Origin of the sequence: Photobacterium piscicola, from assembly GCF_900166965.1 — a bacterium.
GTDB lineage: Bacteria > Pseudomonadota > Gammaproteobacteria > Enterobacterales > Vibrionaceae > Photobacterium > Photobacterium piscicola.
Window position 1 is genome coordinate 216,285 of sequence record NZ_FUZI01000005.1, and the last position, 24,903, is coordinate 241,187.

Annotated in this window: 20 protein-coding genes; 1 reads left to right on the top strand and 19 read right to left on the bottom strand. The window is 41.4% G+C overall.

The window, feature by feature from the left end:
• The first annotated feature begins 25 nt into the window (after positions 1–25).
• A complete protein-coding gene (yjgA, locus tag CZ809_RS14850) occupies positions 26–550 on the top strand; it encodes a ribosome biogenesis factor YjgA (RefSeq protein ID WP_080158352.1) in 525 nt (174 codons plus the stop codon).
• Between the two features lie 104 nt (positions 551–654).
• Here yjgA and tldD read toward each other — a convergent pair whose 3' ends face one another.
• The 19 genes from tldD to mshL all read right to left on the bottom strand — a co-directional run bounded on the left by tldD (position 655) and on the right by mshL (position 24,889).
• Positions 655–2,103, bottom strand: a complete 1,449-nt coding sequence (gene tldD, locus CZ809_RS14855; protein WP_080158353.1) for a metalloprotease TldD — start codon at positions 2,101–2,103, stop codon at positions 655–657.
• Positions 2,104–2,117: 14 nt separating this feature from the next.
• The gene (locus CZ809_RS14860) at positions 2,118–2,939 is read right to left on the bottom strand and encodes a carbon-nitrogen hydrolase family protein (RefSeq protein ID WP_080158354.1); all 822 of its coding nucleotides are present in this window, start codon (positions 2,937–2,939) and stop codon (positions 2,118–2,120) included.
• Positions 2,940–3,036: 97 nt separating this feature from the next.
• On the bottom strand, positions 3,037–6,927 hold the full coding sequence (locus tag CZ809_RS14865) for a YhdP family protein (protein ID WP_080158355.1): 3,891 nt from the start codon (positions 6,925–6,927) through the stop codon (positions 3,037–3,039).
• 21 nt (positions 6,928–6,948) lie between these two features.
• Positions 6,949–8,418, bottom strand: a complete 1,470-nt coding sequence (gene rng / locus CZ809_RS14870; protein WP_080158356.1) for a ribonuclease G — start codon at positions 8,416–8,418, stop codon at positions 6,949–6,951.
• Positions 8,419–8,430: 12 nt separating this feature from the next.
• The gene (locus CZ809_RS14875; protein ID WP_210434290.1) at positions 8,431–9,000 is read right to left on the bottom strand and encodes a Maf family protein; all 570 of its coding nucleotides are present in this window, start codon (positions 8,998–9,000) and stop codon (positions 8,431–8,433) included.
• A gap of 109 nt (positions 9,001–9,109) precedes the next feature.
• Positions 9,110–9,598, bottom strand: a complete 489-nt coding sequence (mreD, locus tag CZ809_RS14880; RefSeq protein WP_080158358.1) for a rod shape-determining protein MreD — start codon at positions 9,596–9,598, stop codon at positions 9,110–9,112.
• A complete protein-coding gene (mreC, locus tag CZ809_RS14885) occupies positions 9,585–10,571 on the bottom strand; it encodes a rod shape-determining protein MreC (protein WP_080158359.1) in 987 nt (328 codons plus the stop codon). The genes mreD and mreC overlap by 14 nt, the downstream gene beginning before the upstream one ends.
• Positions 10,572–10,611: 40 nt before the next feature.
• Positions 10,612–11,655, bottom strand: coding sequence for a rod shape-determining protein MreB (gene mreB / locus CZ809_RS14890; RefSeq protein ID WP_036793121.1), 1,044 nt, complete (start codon positions 11,653–11,655; stop codon positions 10,612–10,614).
• 115 nt (positions 11,656–11,770) lie between these two features.
• On the bottom strand, positions 11,771–14,605 hold the full coding sequence (locus CZ809_RS14895; RefSeq protein WP_144396198.1) for a DUF6701 domain-containing protein: 2,835 nt from the start codon (positions 14,603–14,605) through the stop codon (positions 11,771–11,773).
• Between the two features lie 299 nt (positions 14,606–14,904).
• Positions 14,905–15,330, bottom strand: a complete 426-nt coding sequence (locus CZ809_RS14900; RefSeq protein WP_080158361.1) for a hypothetical protein — start codon at positions 15,328–15,330, stop codon at positions 14,905–14,907.
• On the bottom strand, positions 15,320–16,081 hold the full coding sequence (locus tag CZ809_RS14905) for a PilW family protein (protein ID WP_080158362.1): 762 nt from the start codon (positions 16,079–16,081) through the stop codon (positions 15,320–15,322). Before CZ809_RS14905 ends, CZ809_RS14900 begins: the two co-directional genes overlap by 11 nt.
• Complete coding sequence (locus CZ809_RS14910) at positions 16,081–16,686, bottom strand: type IV pilus modification PilV family protein (protein ID WP_080158363.1); 606 nt, start codon at positions 16,684–16,686, stop codon at positions 16,081–16,083. Before CZ809_RS14910 ends, CZ809_RS14905 begins: the two co-directional genes overlap by 1 nt.
• On the bottom strand, positions 16,683–17,138 hold the full coding sequence (locus tag CZ809_RS14915) for a type II secretion system protein (protein ID WP_080158364.1): 456 nt from the start codon (positions 17,136–17,138) through the stop codon (positions 16,683–16,685). The genes CZ809_RS14910 and CZ809_RS14915 overlap by 4 nt, the downstream gene beginning before the upstream one ends.
• Before the next feature lie 96 nt (positions 17,139–17,234).
• Entirely contained in the window at positions 17,235–17,702 is a 468-nt protein-coding gene (locus CZ809_RS14920) for a type II secretion system protein (RefSeq protein ID WP_080158365.1), read from the bottom strand.
• 590 nt (positions 17,703–18,292) lie between these two features.
• A complete protein-coding gene (locus CZ809_RS14925) occupies positions 18,293–19,513 on the bottom strand; it encodes a type II secretion system F family protein (RefSeq protein WP_080158366.1) in 1,221 nt (406 codons plus the stop codon).
• A gap of 7 nt (positions 19,514–19,520) precedes the next feature.
• Positions 19,521–21,236, bottom strand: a complete 1,716-nt coding sequence (locus tag CZ809_RS14930) for a GspE/PulE family protein (RefSeq protein WP_080158367.1) — start codon at positions 21,234–21,236, stop codon at positions 19,521–19,523.
• A 3-nt stretch (positions 21,237–21,239) separates the two neighbouring features.
• Positions 21,240–22,397: a tetratricopeptide repeat protein gene (locus tag CZ809_RS14935; RefSeq protein ID WP_080158368.1), complete on the bottom strand. Its 1,158-nt coding sequence runs from the start codon at positions 22,395–22,397 to the stop codon at positions 21,240–21,242.
• Positions 22,394–23,242, bottom strand: a complete 849-nt coding sequence (locus CZ809_RS14940; protein WP_080158369.1) for an ExeA family protein — start codon at positions 23,240–23,242, stop codon at positions 22,394–22,396. Before CZ809_RS14940 ends, CZ809_RS14935 begins: the two co-directional genes overlap by 4 nt.
• Before the next feature lie 3 nt (positions 23,243–23,245).
• Positions 23,246–24,889, bottom strand: a complete 1,644-nt coding sequence (mshL, locus tag CZ809_RS14945; protein WP_080158370.1) for a pilus (MSHA type) biogenesis protein MshL — start codon at positions 24,887–24,889, stop codon at positions 23,246–23,248.
• Between the last annotated feature and the right edge of the window lie 14 nt (positions 24,890–24,903).

Here is a 24,903-nt window from a genome sequence, read left to right on the forward strand (position 1 = left end):
ATTGATACAATGAGTGAGCCCATTTATGAGCCGTAAAAACAAAAAAGCCCCTTGGGATGAAGAAGAAGAAATCATCTGGGTAAGTAAGTCCGAGATGAAACGCGACATGGAAGAGTTGCAGAAAATTGGCGAAGCGCTAGTTGAATTAACACCTAACGCTCTTGCGAAAGTGCCATTAGATGAAGAAATGATGGCCGCAATTAAAGACGCACAACGCTTTAGTAAAGAAGCGCGTCGTCGTCAGTTGCAGTTTATTGGTAAGCAGATGCGTCATATGGATCTTGAACCAATTCAAGCCGCACTCGACAAATTAAATAATAAGCACTCTCAGCACACCGTTGCCCTTAAAAAGCTTGAAATTAAGCGTGACAAGTTGATTGAGAATGGTGACAGCATGCTAAATGCTATTATGGTTGATCATCCCGATGCTGATCGCCAACACCTACGCCAGTTAATGCGCCAAGCAACAAAAGAAAAGGCACAAGAAAAACCTGGCAAAGCATACCGTGAGATTTTTCAATATCTAAAATCTCTCTACCTTGCTGATTAATCTCTTTGATTAATGCATAAATGAACAAAAAAATGCCAGCATACATGCTGGCATTTTATTTTATTGAAACCCACGTTTAATTAAAAGCATGTCACAATAGAAAATTATTCAGTGCCACCAACAGTCATTGAATCAATCTTCAATGTTGGTTGACCGACGCCCACAGGCACGCTCTGACCCGCTTTACCACACACACCAACCCCACGGTCAATATCAAGGTCATTACCCACCATAGAGACTTGCTGCATCGCTTCAATACCACTGCCAATTAAGGTTGCGCCTTTAATTGGACGGGTTACTTTACCGTTTTCAATCAAATACGCTTCAGAAGCAGAGAACACAAATTTACCTGAAGTAATATCAACCTGACCACCACCAAAGTTGGGGGCATAAATACCGTTTTTCACGCTGGCGATAATTTCTTCAGGCGTATGCTCACCTGGCAGCATATAAGTATTGGTCATACGCGGCATCGGTAAATGAGCATAAGATTCACGACGGCCATTACCTGTCGGGGCAACACCCATTAAACGCGCATTAAGCTTATCTTGCATATAGCCTTTTAGCTTACCACCTTCAACAAGTACATTATGTTGCGCAGGCGTACCTTCATCATCAATATTAATTGAGCCACGGCGATCAACTAATGTGCCATCATCAACAATAGTACATAACGGCGATGTCACTTGTTGTCCCATTTGCCCGGCAAACATTGATGAACCTTTACGGTTAAAGTCACCTTCTAAACCGTGACCAACAGCTTCATGCAATAAAACGCCGGGCCAACCAGCACCTAATACAATCGGCATCGTGCCCGCTGGTGCTGCATCGGCTTCAAGATTCACTAATGCTTGGCGAATAGCTTCATCAGCAAAGAAAATCGCTTGGCTTTTACCCGTCGTATCTTCAGTTAAAAAACGTTCATAACCATAACGACCGCCACCACCAGCACTGCCGCGTTCACGCTTATCGCCTTTCTCAACCAAAACAGTAATGGATAATCGTACTAATGGACGAATATCCGCCGCGTAAGTGCCATCAAGCGCGGCAACTAAGACTTCTTCATAAACGCCATTAATGCTGGCTGAGACTTCAGTAACTAACGGCTCTTTGGTGCGAATATAGCGATCAATTTCTTCAAGTAAGGCGATCTTTTGAAATTTATCAAAACTGCCCAATGGATTAATTGGGGAATAAATACCAGATGATGCCATTGGTGTGAATGTTTGTACTTTGCCATCACCACCTTGACGCACAATACCACGAGCAGCTTTTGCGCTTTGAGTTAATGCTAATAGATTAATTTGATCTGAATAAGCAAAGCCTGTTTTCTCACCCGCAACAGCACGTACACCGACACCACGATCAATATTAAACGAGCCATCTTTGATAATACTGTCTTCTAAAACTAACGACTCATGCCAGCATGACTGAAAATATATATCAGCATAATCAACATCACGGGTAGCAATTAAGCCAAGAATATTATGCAATTCATCACGACCGAGACCTGATTGGTCTAGCATGGTACTTTCTACAGTGTTAAGGGTCATTAATTTGCTCTTAGTTATTGAATATGACTGAACACCAATCGGGCATGATCAGCCACTGGCATATTGGTACGGATCTTATGTGCTAATTGTAAATCAACATTTGCTATCAGAACACCCGTTCCTTGTTGTTGACAGGCAATCACTTGCCCCCAAGGATCAACAATCATTGAGTGCCCCCAGGTTTCTCGCGTTTCATTATGCTCGCCCCATTGTGCTGCAGCCACTACCCAACACTGGGTTTCAATAGCACGAGCACGCACTAACACTTCCCAATGAGCGCGTCCAGTTAGCTTAGTAAATGCTGCTGGAATCACTATGATATCAGCACCTTGCTGGCGTAATTGACTGTACAACTGTGGAAAGCGAATATCATAACAAATGGATAATCCTAGCTTGCCAAAAGGCGTATCAATCACTTTAATTTCATCGCCTGCTTTAAAGGTATCAGACTCACGGTAACTATGGTGTTTATCAGCAACATCTACATCAAACATGTGCATTTTATTATAGTGCGCATGTAACTTACCTTGATCATCAAATAAGATAGCAGTAGTCGTAATGCTACCATCTGCTTGAAGAATCGGCATAGAGCCAATCAATAACCAAATTCCTAACTGTTGAGAATATTGAGATAATTGTTGCTGTAATGGACCTTTACCGAGGGGCTCTGCCCAACGTTGATAATCGGCTTTACTGCCAAAAACGACACTATTTTCAGGGGTAACAACTAATTTTGCCCCTTGAAGTTGCAACCCTTGCATAAACTTTTTTATCTGGCTCAGGTTACGCTCAGGATCAGTGCCTGAATTCATTTGTACTACACCAATTTTGGTCATGGCAATCTCCCTGAACTATTCTGAAATACATCAGATTTATCAAACGTCATAACGCTCGTGACAAGCACAACTTAAACACGCTTGTTCTTAAAAGCACTTACTCTTTAAAATTATTACTCTCTGGGATTTTATATTCACCTTCCAGACGAGAACGCTCGACAACCTTTGGCGATGCTATTGGCCCTGTAACTTGGTAATTTACTTGAGTAATAACATCTAATACGGGTGACAATACGGTTGATATTGCAAACACATACAATGCGACTTGTGGTGCCACTGCAAATGCGGTCATCACAGGTAATCCCGAGGTGAAATCAGGAATAAATTTAACGTTAGCATTTACCTTTTCATCAATCAGGCTCACTTTACCGTTGATATACATATCGCCAGCTAACGCCTGCATCTTAATATTATTACTATCGAAAATACCGTCTTTAATGGTGCCGTTACCACGAATATAATTAAAGGCTAAGCCATTATCAAATACCCCTGAAAAATCGAGTTTCATTTTTCGAATAATTGAATCAAGACTAAATAAACCTAAGAGACGTCCTGCACCACCAACACCACTGACGATACCTTTACCAATGTCCGTCTTCACCGTACCATTTAATGTTGTACGATCAATCCCCCAAGGCGTACCTTGCCAGTTAACGATGACATGAGTATTAAATGGCGCATTTTGTACACCACCGGAAATGCCAAACCGATCAAGTAAATCGGTACTGTTAGTGCCACTAATAACAGCATCAAGTTTAGTGTGATTTTGATGGTCGCGTATGCTCCAATCACCCGAAGCCGTTAATTTCACATTTCCCGATTGAATCTTAAACTGTTGTAATTGTAGTTGCTGGTTATGTTTAATTACGTTCGCGGTAACAGATCCCAACCGGTAGCCTTGTAACCAAGCATCAGCAATCGATAAATCTATCGCAGGTATGGCCGCCATAATGCTGCTATCGTTCGCGGTAACTACAGTTGATTGTGGTTTTGCCGTTAAGATAGGGCTTAATAATTCCGCGGGCGGTTGCTGATTTAATTGAGGAAGATTAAGGTGTAACGATTTTAAAATAACATTTAGTGGCTGATTTTTTATCCATGAGATATAACCACTCGCTTCTTGTGACGCTAACTTAATTGACCACCCACGAGCATGCGTTGCAACAGTATCAACCTGATGCCAGTTAAGCCCGCCTAAGGTTAATTGACCAATTTTAGCCATCACTCGTGTCGGCAATGGTACTGAAAAAGCAGGGCTACTCGCAGTAACAGATGATCCTGTATGACTATCACGCAATTTTTTCACGACAGCTAACCATTGATCTGCATTCAGCGCGCGACTATTAATCTGCACAAGCTGACCTTGCAGTGGCGGCGTTAATAACTTTTTAATGCCAATAGTCAGATTACTAGCGGTAATCTTAGGCACTGATGCCAACAACGAAATCTGACCTTGATAAGCAACATTTGGCAGATCTGCATTAACCTTTAATTGATTTTTATCACCCTCAACTTTTACCGTAAGCGCTGATGCGGTATGTTTTCGTTGCTGTAATGGGTAAGGCAATTGGCTACTAACATCAGTTAATGGCACCTTAACACCCACTGTATAACTAAAACCTTGAGGCTTAATATCAACCCCAACCAAACCGTGCCAATCACTACTACCACTTAGGTTATCTAATAAAGTTGCGGGTAAATAATCGTGTAACTTAGCCAATTGCCATTGCCCACCAACACTGACATTAACTTTATAATCAGCCGAATTTTTAACGTTATTACCATCAAACCCAAAGGTGATCGGTTGCTGGTATAACATCCCCGTCAGCCGTTGCGCTTTAATGGCACTATTATTAAAACTTAAGCTACCGTTAACATTTTCAATGGCTAAATGAGGGGTCTTCAATGTAATCGGGTTATGGTTAAAATACACCTTACCGCTAGCACCGACATTGTTACTATCAAATGGAATATCCAAATTAAGCTTGGCAGTAACAGGGCCGGTCACATCGATGGTCGTCAGTGCACTACCAACAGACGTTGCTAAGGGGCTATTCAACATATATTGATGAACTTGTGGCCCTGTAGCAGCAAGATCTATCGCTAGTTTAAGCCGACCATTAGGGGCTAAATCTGCCTCCCCAACCACTTTAGAACTGCTCGCATCTAAGGTTTTGACATGATTCGCATCAAGATACATTTTGTCATTTTCAAATAACAACTTAAGTTGAAGATCACGCAGTAAAGGCCATGCAGGATCAAAACTAAATTTCGCCTGTGTTAACGGCACAAAAGCTTGAAAAACACCATCATGATGCTGATATGGAAATGCATTAAGAGCGCCATACCATAAAATACGGGCTGACTTAACCTTGCCGCCTTTAATTGCAGAGGCTAAATAGTTAGTTAAGCGATCCCCCAGCGCAGGGCGAGGTAAATAACGCCAAGTTTGACCCGCATCAACCACATTAGCTTCACCAAATAATGATAACCATGGCGAGCCAGTCGTGGGAATATCAACGCGAGCTTGACCGGCAAAGGTTAAATCCGGCGTTGCCACGGCAAGTCGATCACTCCATACCGTTGTTTGGTGTCCATTTCGATGCCAATACGCCTGCACCTGAGCTTGATTTATTTTTAAAGGCTTCGAAAACACACGATCATAAGCAAAGCTATCTGCCGCCACATTCAGTGAGATCTTACCTTGGTGACCATTTCCTGCAATGGTGGCATTTAAATGATTAATACCAGGAACCCATTGCCATGGTTTGACACTTAACTGCTGCACCTTAAACGAAAAACGCGGAACTTCATTTGCTTCACCCGCAACCCGAATATGTGTTAACAACCCACTTGGTTTAAGATGCTGTACCGCATTGACCAGCTTATTGGTTGGCGGTAAGAAATTAATTAAGGGTAATAGTCGCTGTAACGCAATATTACTTAAGGCTAATTTCCATTGTTTTAGCTGATCATGCTCACCAAAACGTAATTGGCCCGCAATATCAAACGTTGGCCATACGACATCATCGGTATAAATAACAAATTGTTCAGTATCAATACGCCATGTGCTTGAACCATCCGCCAGTCGAATCGGTCTTAACGCCACCAGCCCCTGTTTAATTTTAATCTGATGTTGTTGATTACCCGCTTGCCAATCAATAATGCTGTTATCAACTTTAGCTTTACCTGTCATAATCTGACCGTTATTGAGGGTTAGCCATGCTTCAACCCCTATTTCGCTATCGGTAATGTTTGCCACGCCAGCCAATTGCTTGTTCAACCACGGGGTTACTGATACATGCTTACCTTTGATATATAACGTACCAGACAGACTATCAAGCCCACCTTGTTCTGAAATATTGGCTTTAACGGCCAATTGTCCTAAATCTGTATTGGCAAAATTAATACTGCCTTGCGCCAGATGTCGACCATCAATATTAGCCCAATCAAGTTGTTTAATGTTCAGTTGTTGTTGAGCGCCGGATGGAGCAATAAAAGACACCGATGAATCGAGGAGTTGGAACTGACCTAAGCGTGTAAAAAACAGCTGTTCTAAACGCTGAGCTAAGCTGACATCGGCTACATTAGTCGCCGGTGAAGATGACTTTATTTTGGTAAGATCAAGATCAACCTGACCAATAGCGACTTGCTTAAAAATAGGCCGCAAGTGCAATGCTGAATGCCAAATATCAAAATAAAATGAAACCTGACCAATATTAGCCAATGGTTGAGAATGTGGTTGAGCTGCAACGGTAACGCCCGTTAATGTGATAGCTGGCCCAGCAGCTTGCCAACGTCCATCAATATGTGCTAATTGTAGGGAAATATCCGCCTGCTGTGATACCCAATGGGCTATCGGCTGGCGGTAATCATTAAGATGAGGAAGCAGTAACCTTAGACTAGTGACTAATGATGCTAATAATAACGCTACAATCACTATCAACCATAACCCACCGCGTACAAGACGTACGAGTATTTTCGGCACTATTACTTCCTCATTAATATGTTACATCATAACTACATCAAACTGCTCTTGAGTATAAAGAGGCTCTGGTTTAATTTTCACTTGTTTACCAATAAACACTTCCAGCTCAGCAAGCGCATGGTATTCATCACCCGCTAAAGCATCACCGACAGCCGATGAGACATAAACCACAAACCGATCAGCATCATAGGCACGATTAACACGGGTGATTTCACGTAAAATTTCGTAGCACACACTCTCAACTGTTTTAACCGTACCGCGACCTTCACAAGACGGACAAGTATTGCATAGTACATGCTCAATACTCTCACGGGTACGCTTACGGGTCATTTCGACTAACCCTAACTGGGTAAAGCCATTGATATTGGTTTTAACGCGATCAAATGATAATGCCTGCTCTAACGCTTGCAATACGCGACGTTGGTGCTCTTCTAGTGCCATATCAATAAAATCGATAATAATAATACCACCTAAATTACGTAATCGTAATTGGCGTGCAATGGCTTTCGTTGCTTCGATATTGGTATTGAAAATGGTTTCATCCAGATTGCGACGACCAACAAATGCACCAGTATTAATATCAATAGTGGTCATGGCCTCCGTTTGATCAATGATCAAATAACCACCCGATTTCATTTCTACTTTGCGATCAAGCGAACGTTGAATTTCAGCTTCGGTGTCATAAAGATCAAAGATAGGCTGATCACCTGAATAATATTCAATATTTTCGGTAACCTCAGGCACAAACTCATCAGTAAATTCTTTGAGTTTATCAAACGCCACTCGCGAATCGACCTGAATATGGTTAATTTCAGTGCCGACAAAATCACGTAAAATACGCTGCGCTAATCCAAGCTCACCATATAACATTGAACGAGGTTTGTATTTCGCTCGACGCTCGATGACCTTACGCCATAAATGCTTAAGGAATGCCGCATCTTGTGCAACTTCATCCGGATCAGCGCCTTCTGCAGCGGTGCGAATAATAAACCCACCAAGATGATCACAATGCTGTGACACTGCTTTCTTCAATCGATCACGTTCTTTTTCACACGCAATCCGTTGTGATACACCAACATGACTTGCACCTGGCATAAACACTAAATAACGCGATGGTAACGTAATATCGGTGGTTAAACGCGCCCCTTTCGTTCCTAGAGGATCTTTAACCACTTGGACTACGATGTCTTGGCCTTGACGGACCAACTCTGAGATATCGCGCACTTTAAATTGTTTTTTTTCATTTTCCGCCACACATTCAGTGTGAGGAACAATGTCTGATGCATGTAAAAAAGCCGCTTTATCTAAACCGATATCAACAAATGCAGCCTGCATTCCCGGTAAAACGCGACTAACACGTCCTTTATAAATATTGCCGACGATGCCTCGCTTTGATTCACGTTCAATGTGAATCTCTTGCAAAACACCCCCTTCAATCATTGCGACCCGTGTTTCACTCGGCGTCACATTTATTAGCAGCTCAGTGCCCATGGTTGCCTCTACTTATAATTTTAAAAAATCTTGTACCATGATGTCGGTTTCCACTAACGGTAACCCCATCACAGCGTAATAGCTGCCGTCGATACGGGTAATAAATTTGCCACCTATGCCCTGAATACCATAGCTTCCGGCTTTGTCTTGCGGTTCACCACTTTGCCAGTATTTTTTAATATCGTTATCAGACAGAGTTTTAAACCACACTTGAGTGGTAACTAAACAGGTTTGGCTATGCGATTGTGTCGCTAAGGTGATAGCTGTCATGACTTGATGTTGCCGTCCTGATAATAACCTCAGCATACGCGCAGCATCCTCAAAATCGACAGGTTTTTCTAGAATTTGTTGATCTACTACAACAATTGTATCAGCCCCCAGTACTGGGATGTCATTATTCGCCGCTTTTACACCAGCAAAAGCTTTATCACGTGATAAGCGTTGAACATATTGGGCGGCTGTTTCTTGAGCTTGATGACATTCTTCAACATCTACCACCACCCGTTCAAAGTTATAACCAAGTTGGGTTAAAAGCTCCATTCGACGTGGCGAACCAGAGGCGAGATAAAGTTGAATAGACATCATAATTATCCTTTTTAAATAATATGTTGATCAGCAATAATTGTTAAATAATTGCACCAAAAGAGCAAAGGGGGACACCAATTGGCTCCCCCTATAATATTAATAATAACTAACGAATAACGAATTTACGTCGAATTCGACGTAATAATAAGAATAACCACGGCCATAATATAAAGTTTAATAGCACGGCAAAGAATTGCTGTGGATAAAAACTAATATTTGAAACTAAATATTCCGCCCAGAATTCAATTAATTTAGCTGCCAATGACAATAACGCTATCACAATTGCTTGCTGCCATAATGATAAATTACGTAAGACTCTAAAATTAAGCGCAATAATATAAGCAATCACAGACAACATTAAGCCGCGTACACCCAACGTTGAACCTAAGGTTAAATCCCACAGTAGACCGACGACTAACGCAGTACCAACATTAACGCGATGCGGTAATGCTAACACCCAATAACACGTCACAAGCACAACCCATGATGGTCGAAACGGTTCTAACTCTCCCGGCCACGGTACGGCTTGTAACACCAATGCAAATAGAAATGACAGCCAAATCCAAATTCGACCATGTGCTTTATTCGTTGGCATTATTTACCTTCCTTGGCGCTGGTACCGCAGGCTCCGTTAGGTTTACGGCAGGGGCGGTCAGTGTCACAGGATCCGTTGTATTAACGGGTGTCACCGCAGTTGCTATTGGCGCACCGTCAGCAGTTACCGCCGTTTGATCTTTCATTTTTGTGCGATCAGTTGGCCATACCAATAACAAATAACGCAAACGATCAAACTGGACTGTGGTCTTGGCTGTAATTTGCGCAAATGGACGTTTATTATCAAAGGTAAATGATGTCACTCGCGCCACAGGATAGCCTTCAGGATAACGTCCACCTAAGCCAGAGCTCACCAGTAGATCACCCTTTTTAATATCGGTACTACTTGGTACATGTTCTAATAAAATCTGATGGTTACGTCCACCACCAGTGGCAATAACACGAATATCATTACGCACTACCTGGACTGGAATTGCATTAGTAGGATCAATGAGCAATAACACGCGACTATTATGCGCGCCAACATAAGACACTTGGCCGACAATACCTTTATCATTGATCACCGGTTGGCCTTCATAAACGCCATCGACACGGCCTTTATTTATCATCACTTGATAACTATAAGGATCAGAGTCAACCGCCATTACTTCAGCGACCATTTTACGTTCATCACGCACAAATGGAGAGCCGAGTAAATCTCTTAAACGCTGGTTTTCTTGCTGTAATTGATCGAGTAATAACACATTACTTTTCATGACTAATAAATCACGTTTTAATGCTTTATTTTCAGTCAATAGTCGTTGATGAGAACTGAATTGCCCACGCAGGACATCTAACATTTCACGCGGTAAGTTTGCCGCATATTGCAGCGGTGCGACCGCCGAATTCAATAAATAACGAATATTGGCAAAAGCACCAAGACGACTATCGGCTAGCATTAAGCTAGCCGATAATAATATGGCAAGAAACAGGCGTAATTGCAGAGATGGACCTCTGCCAAATATAGGTTTCATATAACACTATAACCTGTTTAATTAGGATCCTATGATGGTCTTATTCTTCGCTGAAGAGATCGCCACCATGCATATCGATCATTTCAAGCGCTTTACCGCCCCCACGAGCTACACACGTTAATGGATCTTCTGCCACAACAACAGGAATACCTGTTTCTTCAGTAAGAAGACGATCAAGATCGCGTAATAATGCACCACCACCAGTTAATACCATGCCACGCTCTGAAATATCAGACGCTAACTCTGGAGGACATTGCTCAAGCGCAACCATAACCGCAGATACAATCCCCGTTAACGGCTCTTGTAATGCTTCTAAAATTTCATTGGAGTTCAACGTAAAGCTACGTGGAACACCTTCAGCAAGGTTACGGCCACGGACTTCAATTTCACGGACTTCATCACCAGGATAAGCCGAACCAATTTCGTGCTTAATACGCTCAGCGGTTGCTTCACCAATCAAGCTGCCGTAGTTACGACGTACATAGTTAATAATCGCTTCATCAAAGCGATCACCACCAATACGAACAGATGATGAATACACCACACCGTTTAATGATATAACCGCAACTTCAGTAGTACCACCGCCGATATCGATCACCATTGAGCCCGTTGCTTCAGATACTGGCATACCAGCACCAATTGCCGCCGCCATTGGTTCATCAATAAGGTAAACTTCACGCGCACCAGCACCTTGCGCTGATTCACGAATAGCACGGCGTTCAACTTGAGTTGAACCACAAGGCACAGCCACTAATACTCGTGGACTTGGACGTAAAAAGCTATTGTCATGCACTTGTTTAATAAAGTGCTGCAACATTTTTTCAGTCACGTAAAAATCGGCAATAACGCCATCTTTCATTGGACGAATCGCGGCAATATTACCTGGCGTACGGCCAAGCATTAATTTGGCATCATGGCCTACTGCAGCAACACTTTTGGTTGCCCCCGCGCGATCTTGACGAATAGCCACAACAGAGGGTTCATCAAGAACAATTCCTTGTCCTTTGACATAAATAAGGGTGTTGGCAGTGCCCAAGTCAATAGACAAGTCATTGGAAAACATGCCACGAAGCTTCTTAAACATAGTCTTCAGCTATTCCTGCAAGCGTTAAAAAATCGTAAATTGCGCTCAATGTATCAAGTGCACCTTAGTGAAACAAGATATGGATCGCTAAACTACGTCCAGACACGCAATTTATTTACTCGATGGGTTGATTGAGACCTTTTTCAGCTCGATAAATGATTCTATCATTACCTCGATAGCTGCCAAAGGTCACCAACCCTGATGGATCCTCGTCGCCAATCCCACGCCAGTTAAATGTTAACCATGGTTGATTGGTCGTTTTAGTCGTCGTACACCCAATATTCATTGCTGGCTGAGCGGCAATTCTTACCCAAAAACGAAGTTGTTGTTTTAAATAAGTGTCATTTTCTTCGAGTGCCGGTAATGCCTTTAAAGAATAATTCTCACCTCGTAAGACGTTGCTGGCAATCATCCCTAAATGGGCTTGCTGATGTGGCTTTGAGGTATAGATAATGTGTTTGCATGACCACTCACTATTAAATCGTGAACCACTATCATCGCTATTCACTTCAAATTGATGGCCATTCCAATACTCCACTTTAAGTGGCATCGTTAACGGCTGATCAAATACGCCATTCACATTTTCTAATACCATACGACCATAGCGGCTATCAACCGAACCATTAAGTGGTGTAGTTAATTGTTGTGGTTGATTATAGCGTTGTAATAACTGCGTCTTATCCGCAAAATCTGTACACCCCAATGTCGAGCATTCTGAACGAGATTGCACTGATAATCCAAGCCCCACCGTAAACGGACCATCAGCAGTCGTTATCACTGCTGCTGAATGATTACCGTTTTGAGGTAAACGCTTGAACGTCAGCTCACCATCGGTAATGGTTAATTGTGCTTGTTGCCAGTCATGCTGCCAACCATCCACTAAATTAGATTGATCAAGCCGTAAACTGAGATCATTGGGACTGTTTTTCACATGAAGATCAACCGCAGTTAACTGCAAATTTTCTTTCAATGTCGAATCAAATGCACCGTAATTACGTGTCGGTTTACCCGCTGCATTTTGTGCTTCAATGGTCGCATTGACGTTGAAGGCTTGATCCATATAAGTAAATGGGGATGATTCAGTATGAGCATTGATGATACTACTGTCTTTAATCACCAATTGTTTTGGATAAAAACGTCCAATGGCACGCTGACTGGGGTTTATTGTCATACCGAGATAATTCGAGGAAGTCATGGCTAGCTTCACGCTTCCCACTTCACTCCACCGTAAATCCGTAAACAGCAGTGCGGTAGTGTCATGAAATTGATTATTTTTTTGATAAGTGCGCCCACTTAATTCACCTTTAACGCCATTTTTTGGCGTTGCAATCCCTGCTATTTTAGCGGTTATTGTTGCAACTGGCGCGTCTTGAGCAAAAAAGTTAGCCGTAATCGGTCGCTGGCAATATTGATCTTGATTAACATCAATGATCGCCGCCTTTTCGTGAATATCACCAGCTTGCCATTGTAAGGGTTTCGCTCGAACAACAAACCCATCACCAGCCGCTCCCAAACCATTGCCACTATTGATAGTACCTTCAAAACTAGCTCCTGTTTGAGGGCACATCGCAAAGGTCCACGGTCGAGAGTGAATCATCACCGAGCCATCTAATTGAGTCCAATCATCAGCTTGAAATTTTACGGATGTTCCAATGTCACAGCCTTGCTCACGATTACAATCACGATCGATAATATTCAGCACGACTTTACCTGCATCTGAATACCTTAACTGCCCCAGAGCTATCCCTTTTTTAAACACTAACTGCGCCTCATCTGTGGACCAGGAGCGTTGAGGATTCGCGCGTAATTCAATCTTGCTATTAGCTTGAGTCGCGGGTGCTATAAATTGAGTTTCCAATGATAATGATCTAATACCACTGTAGCCTTTCGCGACCGTATTACTGTTTTTGTCATCAGCACAAGCCATTGCTTTTACAGTAATGTCATAAGGCTTATTAGCGATTATTTTTAAAGGGGTACGACTGATTTCAAACTTAAAAGGCACAACAGTATATTGCCCTATAGCTGTCGCTAATACGCTCGTATTTTGTCGTAAAAACCCACTAACATTAATATTTCCAATATGGTTTTCACTTTTTAACCATAACCTAGCAACGCCATTAATTACCCTCACATTAATGAGCTCTGAGGCATCATTAGCGTTAGTATTATCATTTTCAGACAAAAACCAAGAGGCAAGAGTGGGCTTACTTAAACTCGTCGATACGACAATATTACCGTTATACGTCGTGTCTATCTGATGATTATTTTTTTGATGAACATTAAACGTTACCGGTAAACGATCACAACTTAATATCTGTGCTTTTTCAGGGGTAATAACCAAATCATATTCTTTCTCTTGCACACAAGATCCCCCCGCCCAAATATTACTGTCGGTATCAATTCGTAAATTACGCGCCGTTACTGCGCCACGTAAGGTTTGAGGCCGATCGGCAATATCCACCTTATTACCATAATTTGCAGAGATATTAATATTGCCGGCAGAATACAAATAACCCACCATCTCAACCGTACTGGATAAGTTAATTGAGGCTTTTATTTCAACATCAGAAACAAAAGAATTCGCATCATCATTAGTACCAAATATATACAGTTCATCAGGCGAACCGCCCTTATTAACATTTCCACTTAACGCTGCTTGTTCGACATAAACAATTGCTTGCTGGCCTTTTGCTACCGTAATATTGGCGCCTTGCATCACCAATAATTGTTTTATTTTATAGATACCGCCTTGTAATTGAGTTCGAGTTTTTGAACCTAATTCAACTTTTAAATAATTCCCAGGCGGTAACATTAAAATATTATTATCGCCATAACTCTCAATACATTGATCGCGATATTGCTCTAATTCTGGATCACTACATACAATATCACTCGACGGAATATTATAAGTAGGCATTATTGGCATTTGTTTAGATCTGACTATCAAGCTCGAGTCCACTTCACAGGCCCATTGACTTGATAGATTTTGACATGATTTATCTCTATCTCCTCCTTGATCAATAAAATGGTTAAAACCTAATTGATATTTTTTATTATTTTCAGATTTAAAATAGGGATATTGAAATCCCATCCTTATTAATTGACCATCTAATTTTGTTTTTGAATGCGACTGTGCAACTTGCGGAAAATATTCACAATAGTTCGTCTGATTTGATGCTGTAGCGTTCACTGCAAAAGTTGCGAATAAAGCAGCCCATAGCCAAATTATAAGTTTTGAAATAAGTGTCATCGCGCTAGTCCTTTAACCCATACTTGTTGCTGGCGAACAACTTGATATTGACCACTACCACAGCGACCGATACTGCGTAATTGAATACGACGAGTTGTCTCTGCGCCATACTCATCACACTCAATAGCAACCTTACAGCCATCAAAATCTACCAACGAAATTTGAGTCGGTACATCCTCACAAGCCAACATTTGCTGAGGATTTCCAATCGGAAATAAGGCATTTAAGCTAATTTCAATACCGCTATGCGCAACGAACCATGCGCGAGTACCCAATACTTCTTGCGTTGTTGTAACGACTTGAGATGCATTTATTTTGATCATCGCGGCAGCCATCATCGACATGACTGTAATAATAAAAATTGCGACAACCAAAGCACTACCAGATTGTGAGATTAATGAAACAGAAGATTTACGGCGCATTCATCACCTGTACAGTATGGTCATAGCGGCTCGATTCACCATTACGAATAAAGGTAAATTGCCACGCAACTAAGGCACTGCGTGCAAGGGCGGCATGATCCAATTCAAATAAAGACAAACTTCCATCAATATATTGAGCTAATATAATGGCTGCTGACTCAGTACCCATGTTGTCAATCACAGTGCGTGTCAGGCTATTATTTTCAATACAAAAGCGTACAGTTTGAATATAAGTATAAAAACGTGATGCCAATGAACCACTCGCAAAACGATATTGCCCATCAAGTTCAAATAACCATTGATTAGCCGCTGTTCCTTTATTTATCGCGGTTACCGTAGCAATCTGCTCACTACCTGATTCAAAATCGAGCCATTTATGTGGGTTAATAGCCACCATCATCCCCACTTGAAATTGGGGAGCTGTTGTCTGTGTCATAAAAGCGGTAATGGTAGTAATGTCAGTTAAGGTTGGATTACTATAATCACCACTGTATTGAATGGGCCTAAACGATAAGCATTGTCCATCAGCAGTAAGTTGCAGACTATTGGGGACGGCATTACGTAATTCTCGCGTTAAACGTTCAACGGCAAATCGCGCTTGAGATTGTAATTGTTCACGATCACGAGTGTGTAAATAACCTTCAGTACCCAAACTCACAAAGCGGCCAATACCCAGCGTAATAATGCTCATCACCACTATCACCATCACTAATTCAATTAAGGTAAATCCTTGCGATCGCCCTAATAACATTAATAATTACCTCGATAAGCAGCAAACTGATAACGCCCATAACGACCACTATCAACCACCATATTAATACGCTTATAATTATGCGGAGTAGCCGCAATAGCCGACAGAGAGTCAGGAGTATTCGTTAAGCTGCTATCGTAAAAAACAGCTATTGTCACCGTAAAATGACTGTAATCGGCGGCAATTGAATCACCAACGGCATTACTTAACGCCACGCCATTACCGTCCTCACATACTGCTGATTTTCCCTGCCAACAACCGATATAATCATCAACCGTAATAAACTGCTGCCGTTCATAATTAGGTTTTAAATCTAAAACACACGGGTTTGTAATCGCCTTTCCTTGCAAATCCTGAGTATCATCACAACGGATCTGCTCACCATTATCATCACTATTTATATCAAATTTACGCGATAAAATTTCCGTCATCATTGCATTAGCAAGTGCCGCTGCACGTGCTTGGTAATGAGATTGGGCTGATAGAGTAATTTGTGGAAATAAAAATCGGCTTAAAACAACCATCGCAACAGCAAAAATAACCAATGTGATGATCATTTCAATCAGTGTAAATCCACGTTGACAGTGATGAACAAAACGTTTCATAAGCAAGCCCCAGTATGAATGTAACCTTGCGGATTAATACACATTTTCGCCTGATTATTATTAGCCGTAAAGGTGATCTCACAACCTGATCCCGTCATACACTGACGCTCACTTTGTGGATTAAATGGCTGACCGAGTAAATTAAAACCAAAAAAATAGTTCGGGGTGATCGTGACCTGATCGTGTGCTGTCGTAAGATAATTTGTGGGGTTTTGTTGAGTCGTACAACCAAATAACGATTCGGTAATAGTCAAGGTAGCGCATGCTAATTGCTGTTGCTGCATGGCGCTAATTTGAATTTGACGCGCAATGGTAATCGCTTGATCACGCATTAGCTCAGCGCTAAAACTTGACTTAGAAGCATAGCGACTAGCTGCAGTGACGGAAATAATCGCCAATACAATAATCACCATCACCAATTCAATTAAGGTAAACCCTTGTTGTCGCGCCACAGCCTTAACCTTTGCTCAATAGTATTTAATGATGCTATTTCAAATAAAAATAACATCATTAAATAGCGCTCCAAAGAGCGCTAAATGTTAGTTAACTTATTTAGATGAAGGATTACAGCCTGCACCAGGAACAACAACCGTTGTCGCTGCTTGAGAGACACTCTGTGCTTGAACGTAAGTTACCAAACATTCAGACGTACTATCATTACTTTTATATGTATACGCAATAGTATTGGGTTTAGGATATCCAGCTACCACTTTCCAGTCTTCTGCAAGACCAGTAACTGCCGAAATCAATGCAGCCGATGTTGCCGCCGGATAGCCATAAACAATAGCAATATTATCCACAGAACCTGAGACTGCAGCTTCTTTACCTTGAATTGCAGCCTTACCATAAGTAATACCGGCTGCACCTTCAATCGCACCTTTTAAGCCTTGCAGTGAAGACGCACGCGCATCATCTTGAAGGTTCAAAAATTTAGGGGCTGCAGTAACGGCTAAAATACCTAAAATAACAATCACAACCACGAGTTCAATTAATGTAAAACCGTTTTGACGTTTCATAATGTCATCCTTTTCCCTGTGTATTCACTTCAACTCGACCTTGAGTCGGTATGTAAGTAAATGAATGCCCTGCAATCACATTAATTGCATTCAAGCACTAAATATTCGATATAATAAATAGTTTTATTTTCATTCGTTATTGAAACTAATGACCAATATTAAATTATGCTCAATCAAAATAATGACCGTCGAAAATAACCACTAATGGTAACAATAGTGGTTTTTTACTAAAAAAATCATATTTACAAACAACAACTCAATGGACATTAATAACTAAATAACAATAACTAACACAATCAGTAATGGGTATTTAACTGCATTAATTATAATTATTTATAGTAATATAAATAATTACTAAAATACGCGATTAGTTTCGCATCCAGATAAAATATTACAATTTATTATTTGTAAGAAATTAATAACTAACTAAGTGATAATACCAATTTATATAGCCATTATTCTTTTACAGAATACCAATGAACGTTAATTTCCCTATCAACTAAATTAACTGTTAATATATTTATTAATTATCAAAATAATAATTCAATCAATTATTACAACAATATTAAAAAGCTGTTATTTATTCGCTATTATCCAGCATTAGCAACATCTAACATTCCCCACATCGGTAAAAAGATACCAAGGGCAAGTAATAACACCATGGCTGATACCACCACTAATAACAGCGGTTCGATACGGGCAGTTAACGTCGCTAAGTCATAATCAACTTCACGGTCATAAAAATCAGCAGCTTCTAATAATAATTCGTCAATTTGCCCAGTCTCTTCACCAACGGCAATCATCTGTAGTACTAATGGCGTAAAAATATCAGTATTAGCCGCGGTTATTGCAATGCTACTGCCACTTTCAATGCCTAATTTCATGTCTAATAACCGCTGCTCTAAAAAGCGATTATCTAATGCTTCTGCGGCCATTTTTAAGGCTTGATTTAATGGAACACCAGCACGCATCATTAGCGCAAAAGTACGAGAAAATCGAGCCATCAAAGCACGGTTAATAATAGTTCCGATAATAGGCGTTTTTAATCGCCACAGATCCCATTGCCGTTGTCCTTGGGGTGTATTACGCCACAACCTTATTCCAACCCACATTGCGCCAATGCCAATAACCATCAATGGCCAATAATAAACAAACAGATTTGAGGTCAATATTAATACTTGAGTCGGCCAAGGTAAATCAACCCCAAACCGAGCAAACATACCGGCAAATTGAGGAATAACTTGAGTATTTAACACCACCATTGCCAGCCCAATCGCAATCATAACAAACATCGGATAGCGAATTGCAGATTTAATCTGGCGCCGAGTATCCATTTCTTGTTGGTAGTAATTCGCCAACTGCAATAGGGTTTGATCTAACCGTCCTGTATTTTCACCAACATGGATCATCGACACAAATAAATCAGAAAATACCCGTGGATGTTGCTGCATTGCCGCAGACAGTGAATGACCATTGGTCAGTTCAGTTGTCACATCAGCTAAAGTTGAGCGTAATAATAAATGACTGGCACTTTGCTCTAAACCTTTAAATGCACGTAACAATGGTACTCCCGCTTTGGTTAAGCTATAAAGCTGACGACAGAAAATCACCAAAACTTCAATGGGTAACTGCCGTTGCCATAACCCATCAAACGTTAATGATGGACGATGATGTGTTGCCAGTTTAATTTCTAATGGGATAATTCCTTGGCGTAATAATTGATCGGTTGCCGCCGATTGAGTTAAAGCTTCGACCTGTCCGCGTAAAATCGTCCCTTGAGCACCACGACCACGATAATTAAATCGTTTCATTTATATATTACCCAATATAGCCATCATAAAAATCCCCTTCCGCTAATGTCATCACTTCATCTAAGCTAGTGATACCCGCGTAAGCTAAGGCTAAGGCTGACTCAACCAATGGCCTATAACCAGCACTTTGTCGTGCGATTTGACTAAATAGAACCGCATTATTATTGCGTAATGCATCCATCATAGATTGGTCAAACTCTAATAATTCAAACACCCCAACACGACCTTTATAACCGGTAAAGTTACAACTTTGACAACCTAAACCTAAGTTAAAATGGTGTAATCGCTCATTAAAATCACGCGCTTGTAACCAACTTTTCTGCTCGTTTTCTAAGACTGCCTCTTGTGTACAATCTGGACATACACGCCGCACTAACCGTTGTGCTAATACGGCTCTTACTGCACTCGCAACTAGGTATCCTGGCGCCTGCATATCAATCATTCGTAACGCACTATCAATCGCATTATTGGTGTGTAAAGTCGAGAGTACTAAATGGCCGGTTAATGCCGCACGTAAACCAATTTCAACGGTTTCTTGATCGCGCATTTCACCCACTAAAATCACATCAGGATCTTGGCGTAAAAAAGTCCGTAAAATCGAAGAAAAAGTCAGCCCAATTTTATTATTAACTTGTACTTGATTAACGCGCGACAACCGATATTCAACCGGATCTTCTGCGGTAATTAATTTTTTCCCCGGTTTATTAAGCTCATTAAGCGCACCATATAAGGTCGTAGTTTTTCCTGATCCTGTTGGCCCTGTCACTAAAATCATGCCATGTGGACGCTTTAACTGACGCCGAAGCCGTAACAGAAGATCATTGGGCATACCAATATGATCTAAATCGAGAATTCCAGCCGATTGATCAAGTAATCGCATCACTACCGATTCACCGTATTGCACTGGCATTGTTGAGAGGCGAATATCAATTGAATGATCGCGAATCTTAATATTAAAGCGCCCATCTTGTGGTAAGCGTTTTTCTGATATATCCAGCCCACTCATTAACTTAAGCCGTAATACTAATGCCGCAGCAACACTATTTTCATTAAGTAATGTTTCATGCAAAATGCCATCGATCCGCTGCCGAATACGAAGTACATCTTCATCGGGCTCAATATGAATATCAGACGCCCCTACTTGCAGTGCATCTTCAAATAAGGAATTGATCAGCTTAACCACTGTCATTTCATCATTATCACTATCATCAAATCCAAACCCATAATGAGTCTGAGTTTGATGCTCAGCATTTAGTTGCTCAGCAAACGACGCAATTTCTTTAGTGCGACGATAATAACGATCAAAAGCCGTAATTAACTGTCGTTCAGGCACAATAACAAACTCGACCTGAAACTGTTGTAATTGGTTAAGTAAGGCTTCCTGCATAGCAAGATCGGCAGGATCACTCATTGCGATACGTAACACATCACCACGACGACCAATCACCAATGCACGTAACCGTCGCGCATGCACTTCTGATAATAAATTCACGGCGTCGCTATCAATAACAAGCCGAGTTAAATCGACCAACGGAATATCAAGCTGTCGCGCTAAAAACTGCAACATTTGTTGTTCGCTAAGGAACCCCATACCAATTAAGGTATCACCTAATTTGCGTCCCGTTAGTTGCTGTTGCTGCAGAGCTTGATCCAGTTGTTGCTGCGCAATAATATGATCATCAACCAACAGATCACCTAACCGTTTACGTAAGCGTATTTGCATCTGTTAGCGCCTTTTAATCTGTAATGCCATAATTCGTTGCTGAATAAATTGTTGTGATGCAGCAGAAAGACCACCATGTACCGCGCCTTGACGATAAGAGGTCAACGCTGCCATAAATTGCTGACTTCGTTCTTGTGCAATCGCAAGCCCCAACCACCAGCGGCCATCAGCCGCATCATGTAATACTAATTGTTGGTAACTACTAAGCGCTAAAGCGGTATTTTGTAACTGCTGAGCTAAAGCGGCTCGCATCGCCAAAAAAGCTACTGTATCAACATTTTGAGGTTGTTCTAATACCGTTAATGCCGCTTGTGGTTGTTGCTCGTTAACCAATAGTTTGGCTAAAGTTAAGCGTAATTCAGTATTATGAGGCTGGCGTTGTAACCCTTGCTGTAACATTGCTACAGCTTGGCGCTTATCACCACGTCCATAATATAACGCGGCTAATTTTTGACGAGCAACAACCCATTCAGGACGGTACTTTAACGCGGCTTCAAGATGCACAATCGCTTGGCGACTATTGGCTTGGCGTAATACTTTTTCAGCTTTGTTATATTCAACCATAGCCAGTTGTGCGGGGGTTAACGCTACCGTTTCAATCGATAATCGACCTACTTTACGCTTAGGCGTTACCGCTACATCTTTTGGGGATGAGGAAACCGGTGTATCTATCGTTGCTTGTTGCTCTGCTAATGCTTGTTGATAACCGCTGTCATAGCCTTGTTCATAGGAGCTTGCGAGCTCTTGTTTTATATCTAGACTATCAAGAGCGGGTTCAGCGATGGGCATCGCCGCCAATATTTTCAAGTCAGCAGCGGCTGATTTTGAAATTTGTGGGGGTAATGTCTTCCCCTCTTGTTGCGTTTGTTTTGGCGTAGATACCACAGCGTTAGTCGAAACCACCGCTGTTATCGGCGGTGTAGATGGTGTAGATATTGCAGGTAAAGCAGCGATAGATGAGATGCTCACTGACACAACAGAAAATCGCAACCAATAAAGAATGCCACCAACTGACAGCAAAATGATCACCATAAAAATCATAGCTGTACCATAGCGCATGCGTTTATTTGGTAAAGGTTCGATTGTCGCAGCCTGTAATACTCTTGGCTCAACAGTAGATTGTTGCGTCAAAGCACTCAGACGACGGTTTAATTCACTCATAAATATTTCCAACCTAACCAGCGCCACCACACTCGACCAGATTGGCGCGCAGCAACAGTATCCGCAATCGCTATATTAATATCTTGGCAGCACAGATAGTGGCGTCGCTGGCTATAAGCAACTAATAATGCTTTGTGTGCTAATTGATTAATCAACCTCGGAATACCGCCACTCGCAAACCAAATAGCTCGTGCTTGAGCAACAGAAAACAACTTGCTACAACAACCTGACAATAACAATCGATGCTCAATATAAGCGACAGCTTCAGCTTCATTTAATGCTAATAACGTCGCTCGTAACGTAATTCGTTGTTGCAACTGGCGTAGTTGATAATGGGCTAAACGTTGATCTAATTCAGGCTGACCAATTAATACAATATGAAGTAGTTTTTCAAATTCAGTCTCAAGGTTCCCCAATAAACGAATCATTTCTAATGCGTCATCAGTCAATGCTTGAGCTTCATCAATAACGACAACCACCGCATGACCATTTGCTTTACGCTGCAACAATTGATCATGAATATCAACCGTTAGTCGATGGCGATCACCATCAAATTTAAGCCCTAATTCAGAAGCCAATGCTACTTGTAACGTCATTCCACATTGTGCTGGCGTCGGTAAATACACTAAATCATATTGTGGCGGTAAGCGATTGATTAACATGCGACAAATAAGAGTTTTCCCCGTACCCACTTCACCGGATAACTGCATTATTCCATCTCCCATAGCCAATCCAGCTAATAGGGTATCAATAGCTGTTAAATGGGTCGGCAAAGCATGAAATAAAGCAGTATTAGGGGTAAGTGAAAATGGCGCTGAATGAAGGCCAAAGTGCGATAAATACATAGGTTACTTATCTTCTGGAAACCATTCATTAACCAATGAACGTGAACGTTCAATCTCTTGTTGCCACGTTTGATCACTGACGACTGTTGGTTTCAATAAAATAACCAATTCTGTTTTTTGCTTCACTTTATTAATGTTACGAAACAAATTACCCACCACTGGAATATCACCTAATAGTGGTACTTTTGAAACTTGATCTGTCATTGCGGTTTTCATCAAGCCACCAATCACAACCACATCACCACTACGTGCATGAATAATTGAATCAGATTCACGAATAGTACTTTTCGCTAATGGTAATTGGTACACACCAAACTTAGCGCCAAGATCGACCGCTTTGATTTCATTTTTAATGTCAACCACCGCCGGATGAATATGCAACAACACTCCACCTTGATCATCAATTTGCGGCGTAACATCTAAGGAAATCCCAGAGAAAAAGGGCGTTAATTCAATATCAGGCGCCGCAGTGCTGTTATCACCAGAGACATTACTGCTCGATACATTGGTGACAAAATATTCATCACCACCCACTTTGATCACCGCTTTTTGATTATTTGCCGCCGTCACTCGTGGGCTTGATAGCACATTAAGATCCCCTTGAGTTTCAAGAAAACTTAATACAGAGGTAAAATTACCATCACTGATCGTAATATTGGTTTGGCCACCAAGCAGGTTTGAAACCGCATTACCGCCCGGTAATGCAGCAATGGCTGAGGCATCAATGATAGGTGTTGAACCAACCACAATATTGGTTCCGCCAATACTGCGACTGATATTCTGCCAATTAATTCCTTGCTGATAGCTGTCATTCAACGTTACTTCCATGATCTTGGCTTCAAGTACCACTTGTCGAATTAAACGTTGTTGGGAAATACCCAAAAATTGTTTTACTTCACGTAATTCATTGGGAAAAGCACGCACAGAAATCAAGCCTGCCTGTGGCGAGACCATCACATTTCGACCATCACCATGACCAATCATACCCCGTACAACTTTTTCTAGCTGTTGCCAAAAGTCACTTTCAGAGGTGGTTTTTATGGTTGTTCCACCTGTAGTAGTACTGAGATCTTGATTTAAAATGGCATCATTATTGTCAACATCTACGCTGGTATTGTTTTCATTTGCTATTGAACCGGTCGTAATTGAGGTTAAGGACACCCCTTGACGCTGCAACTGTAAATAATCAACAGCAATAATATCGGTGCGCAGTGTGGCAGGAAAAACCTGAATAATATTACCTTTACGGGTAATGCTATACCCATAAACATCATCAACAACATTGAGCACTTCATCTAATGTGACATCTTTTAACTGCAAGCTAATCAAGCCATTAACATTTGGATGGATCACTATATTAAATGGTGTGCCTTGCACTAAACTCGAAAAGAATACGTTGGCATCGACATTACGGGCATTCACTCGAAATCGTTTTTCTAATGCATGCGTAGGCAGCACTTGATCGGTATCGAGTGCGGGCATTAAATCAGCATTGACTGCGTCAGGTAATGCGAGCAGTGGTCGACTGGCTGCATCATTAGCTGCTTGGTTAAGTGTTTGTTGTATAGCAACTGGAGCTTGGTGCCCCATTTGGGTAGAGCACCCCATTAATGAAGTGATAACCACACCAAGTATGATTCGTTGCATATTTTTATATCCCT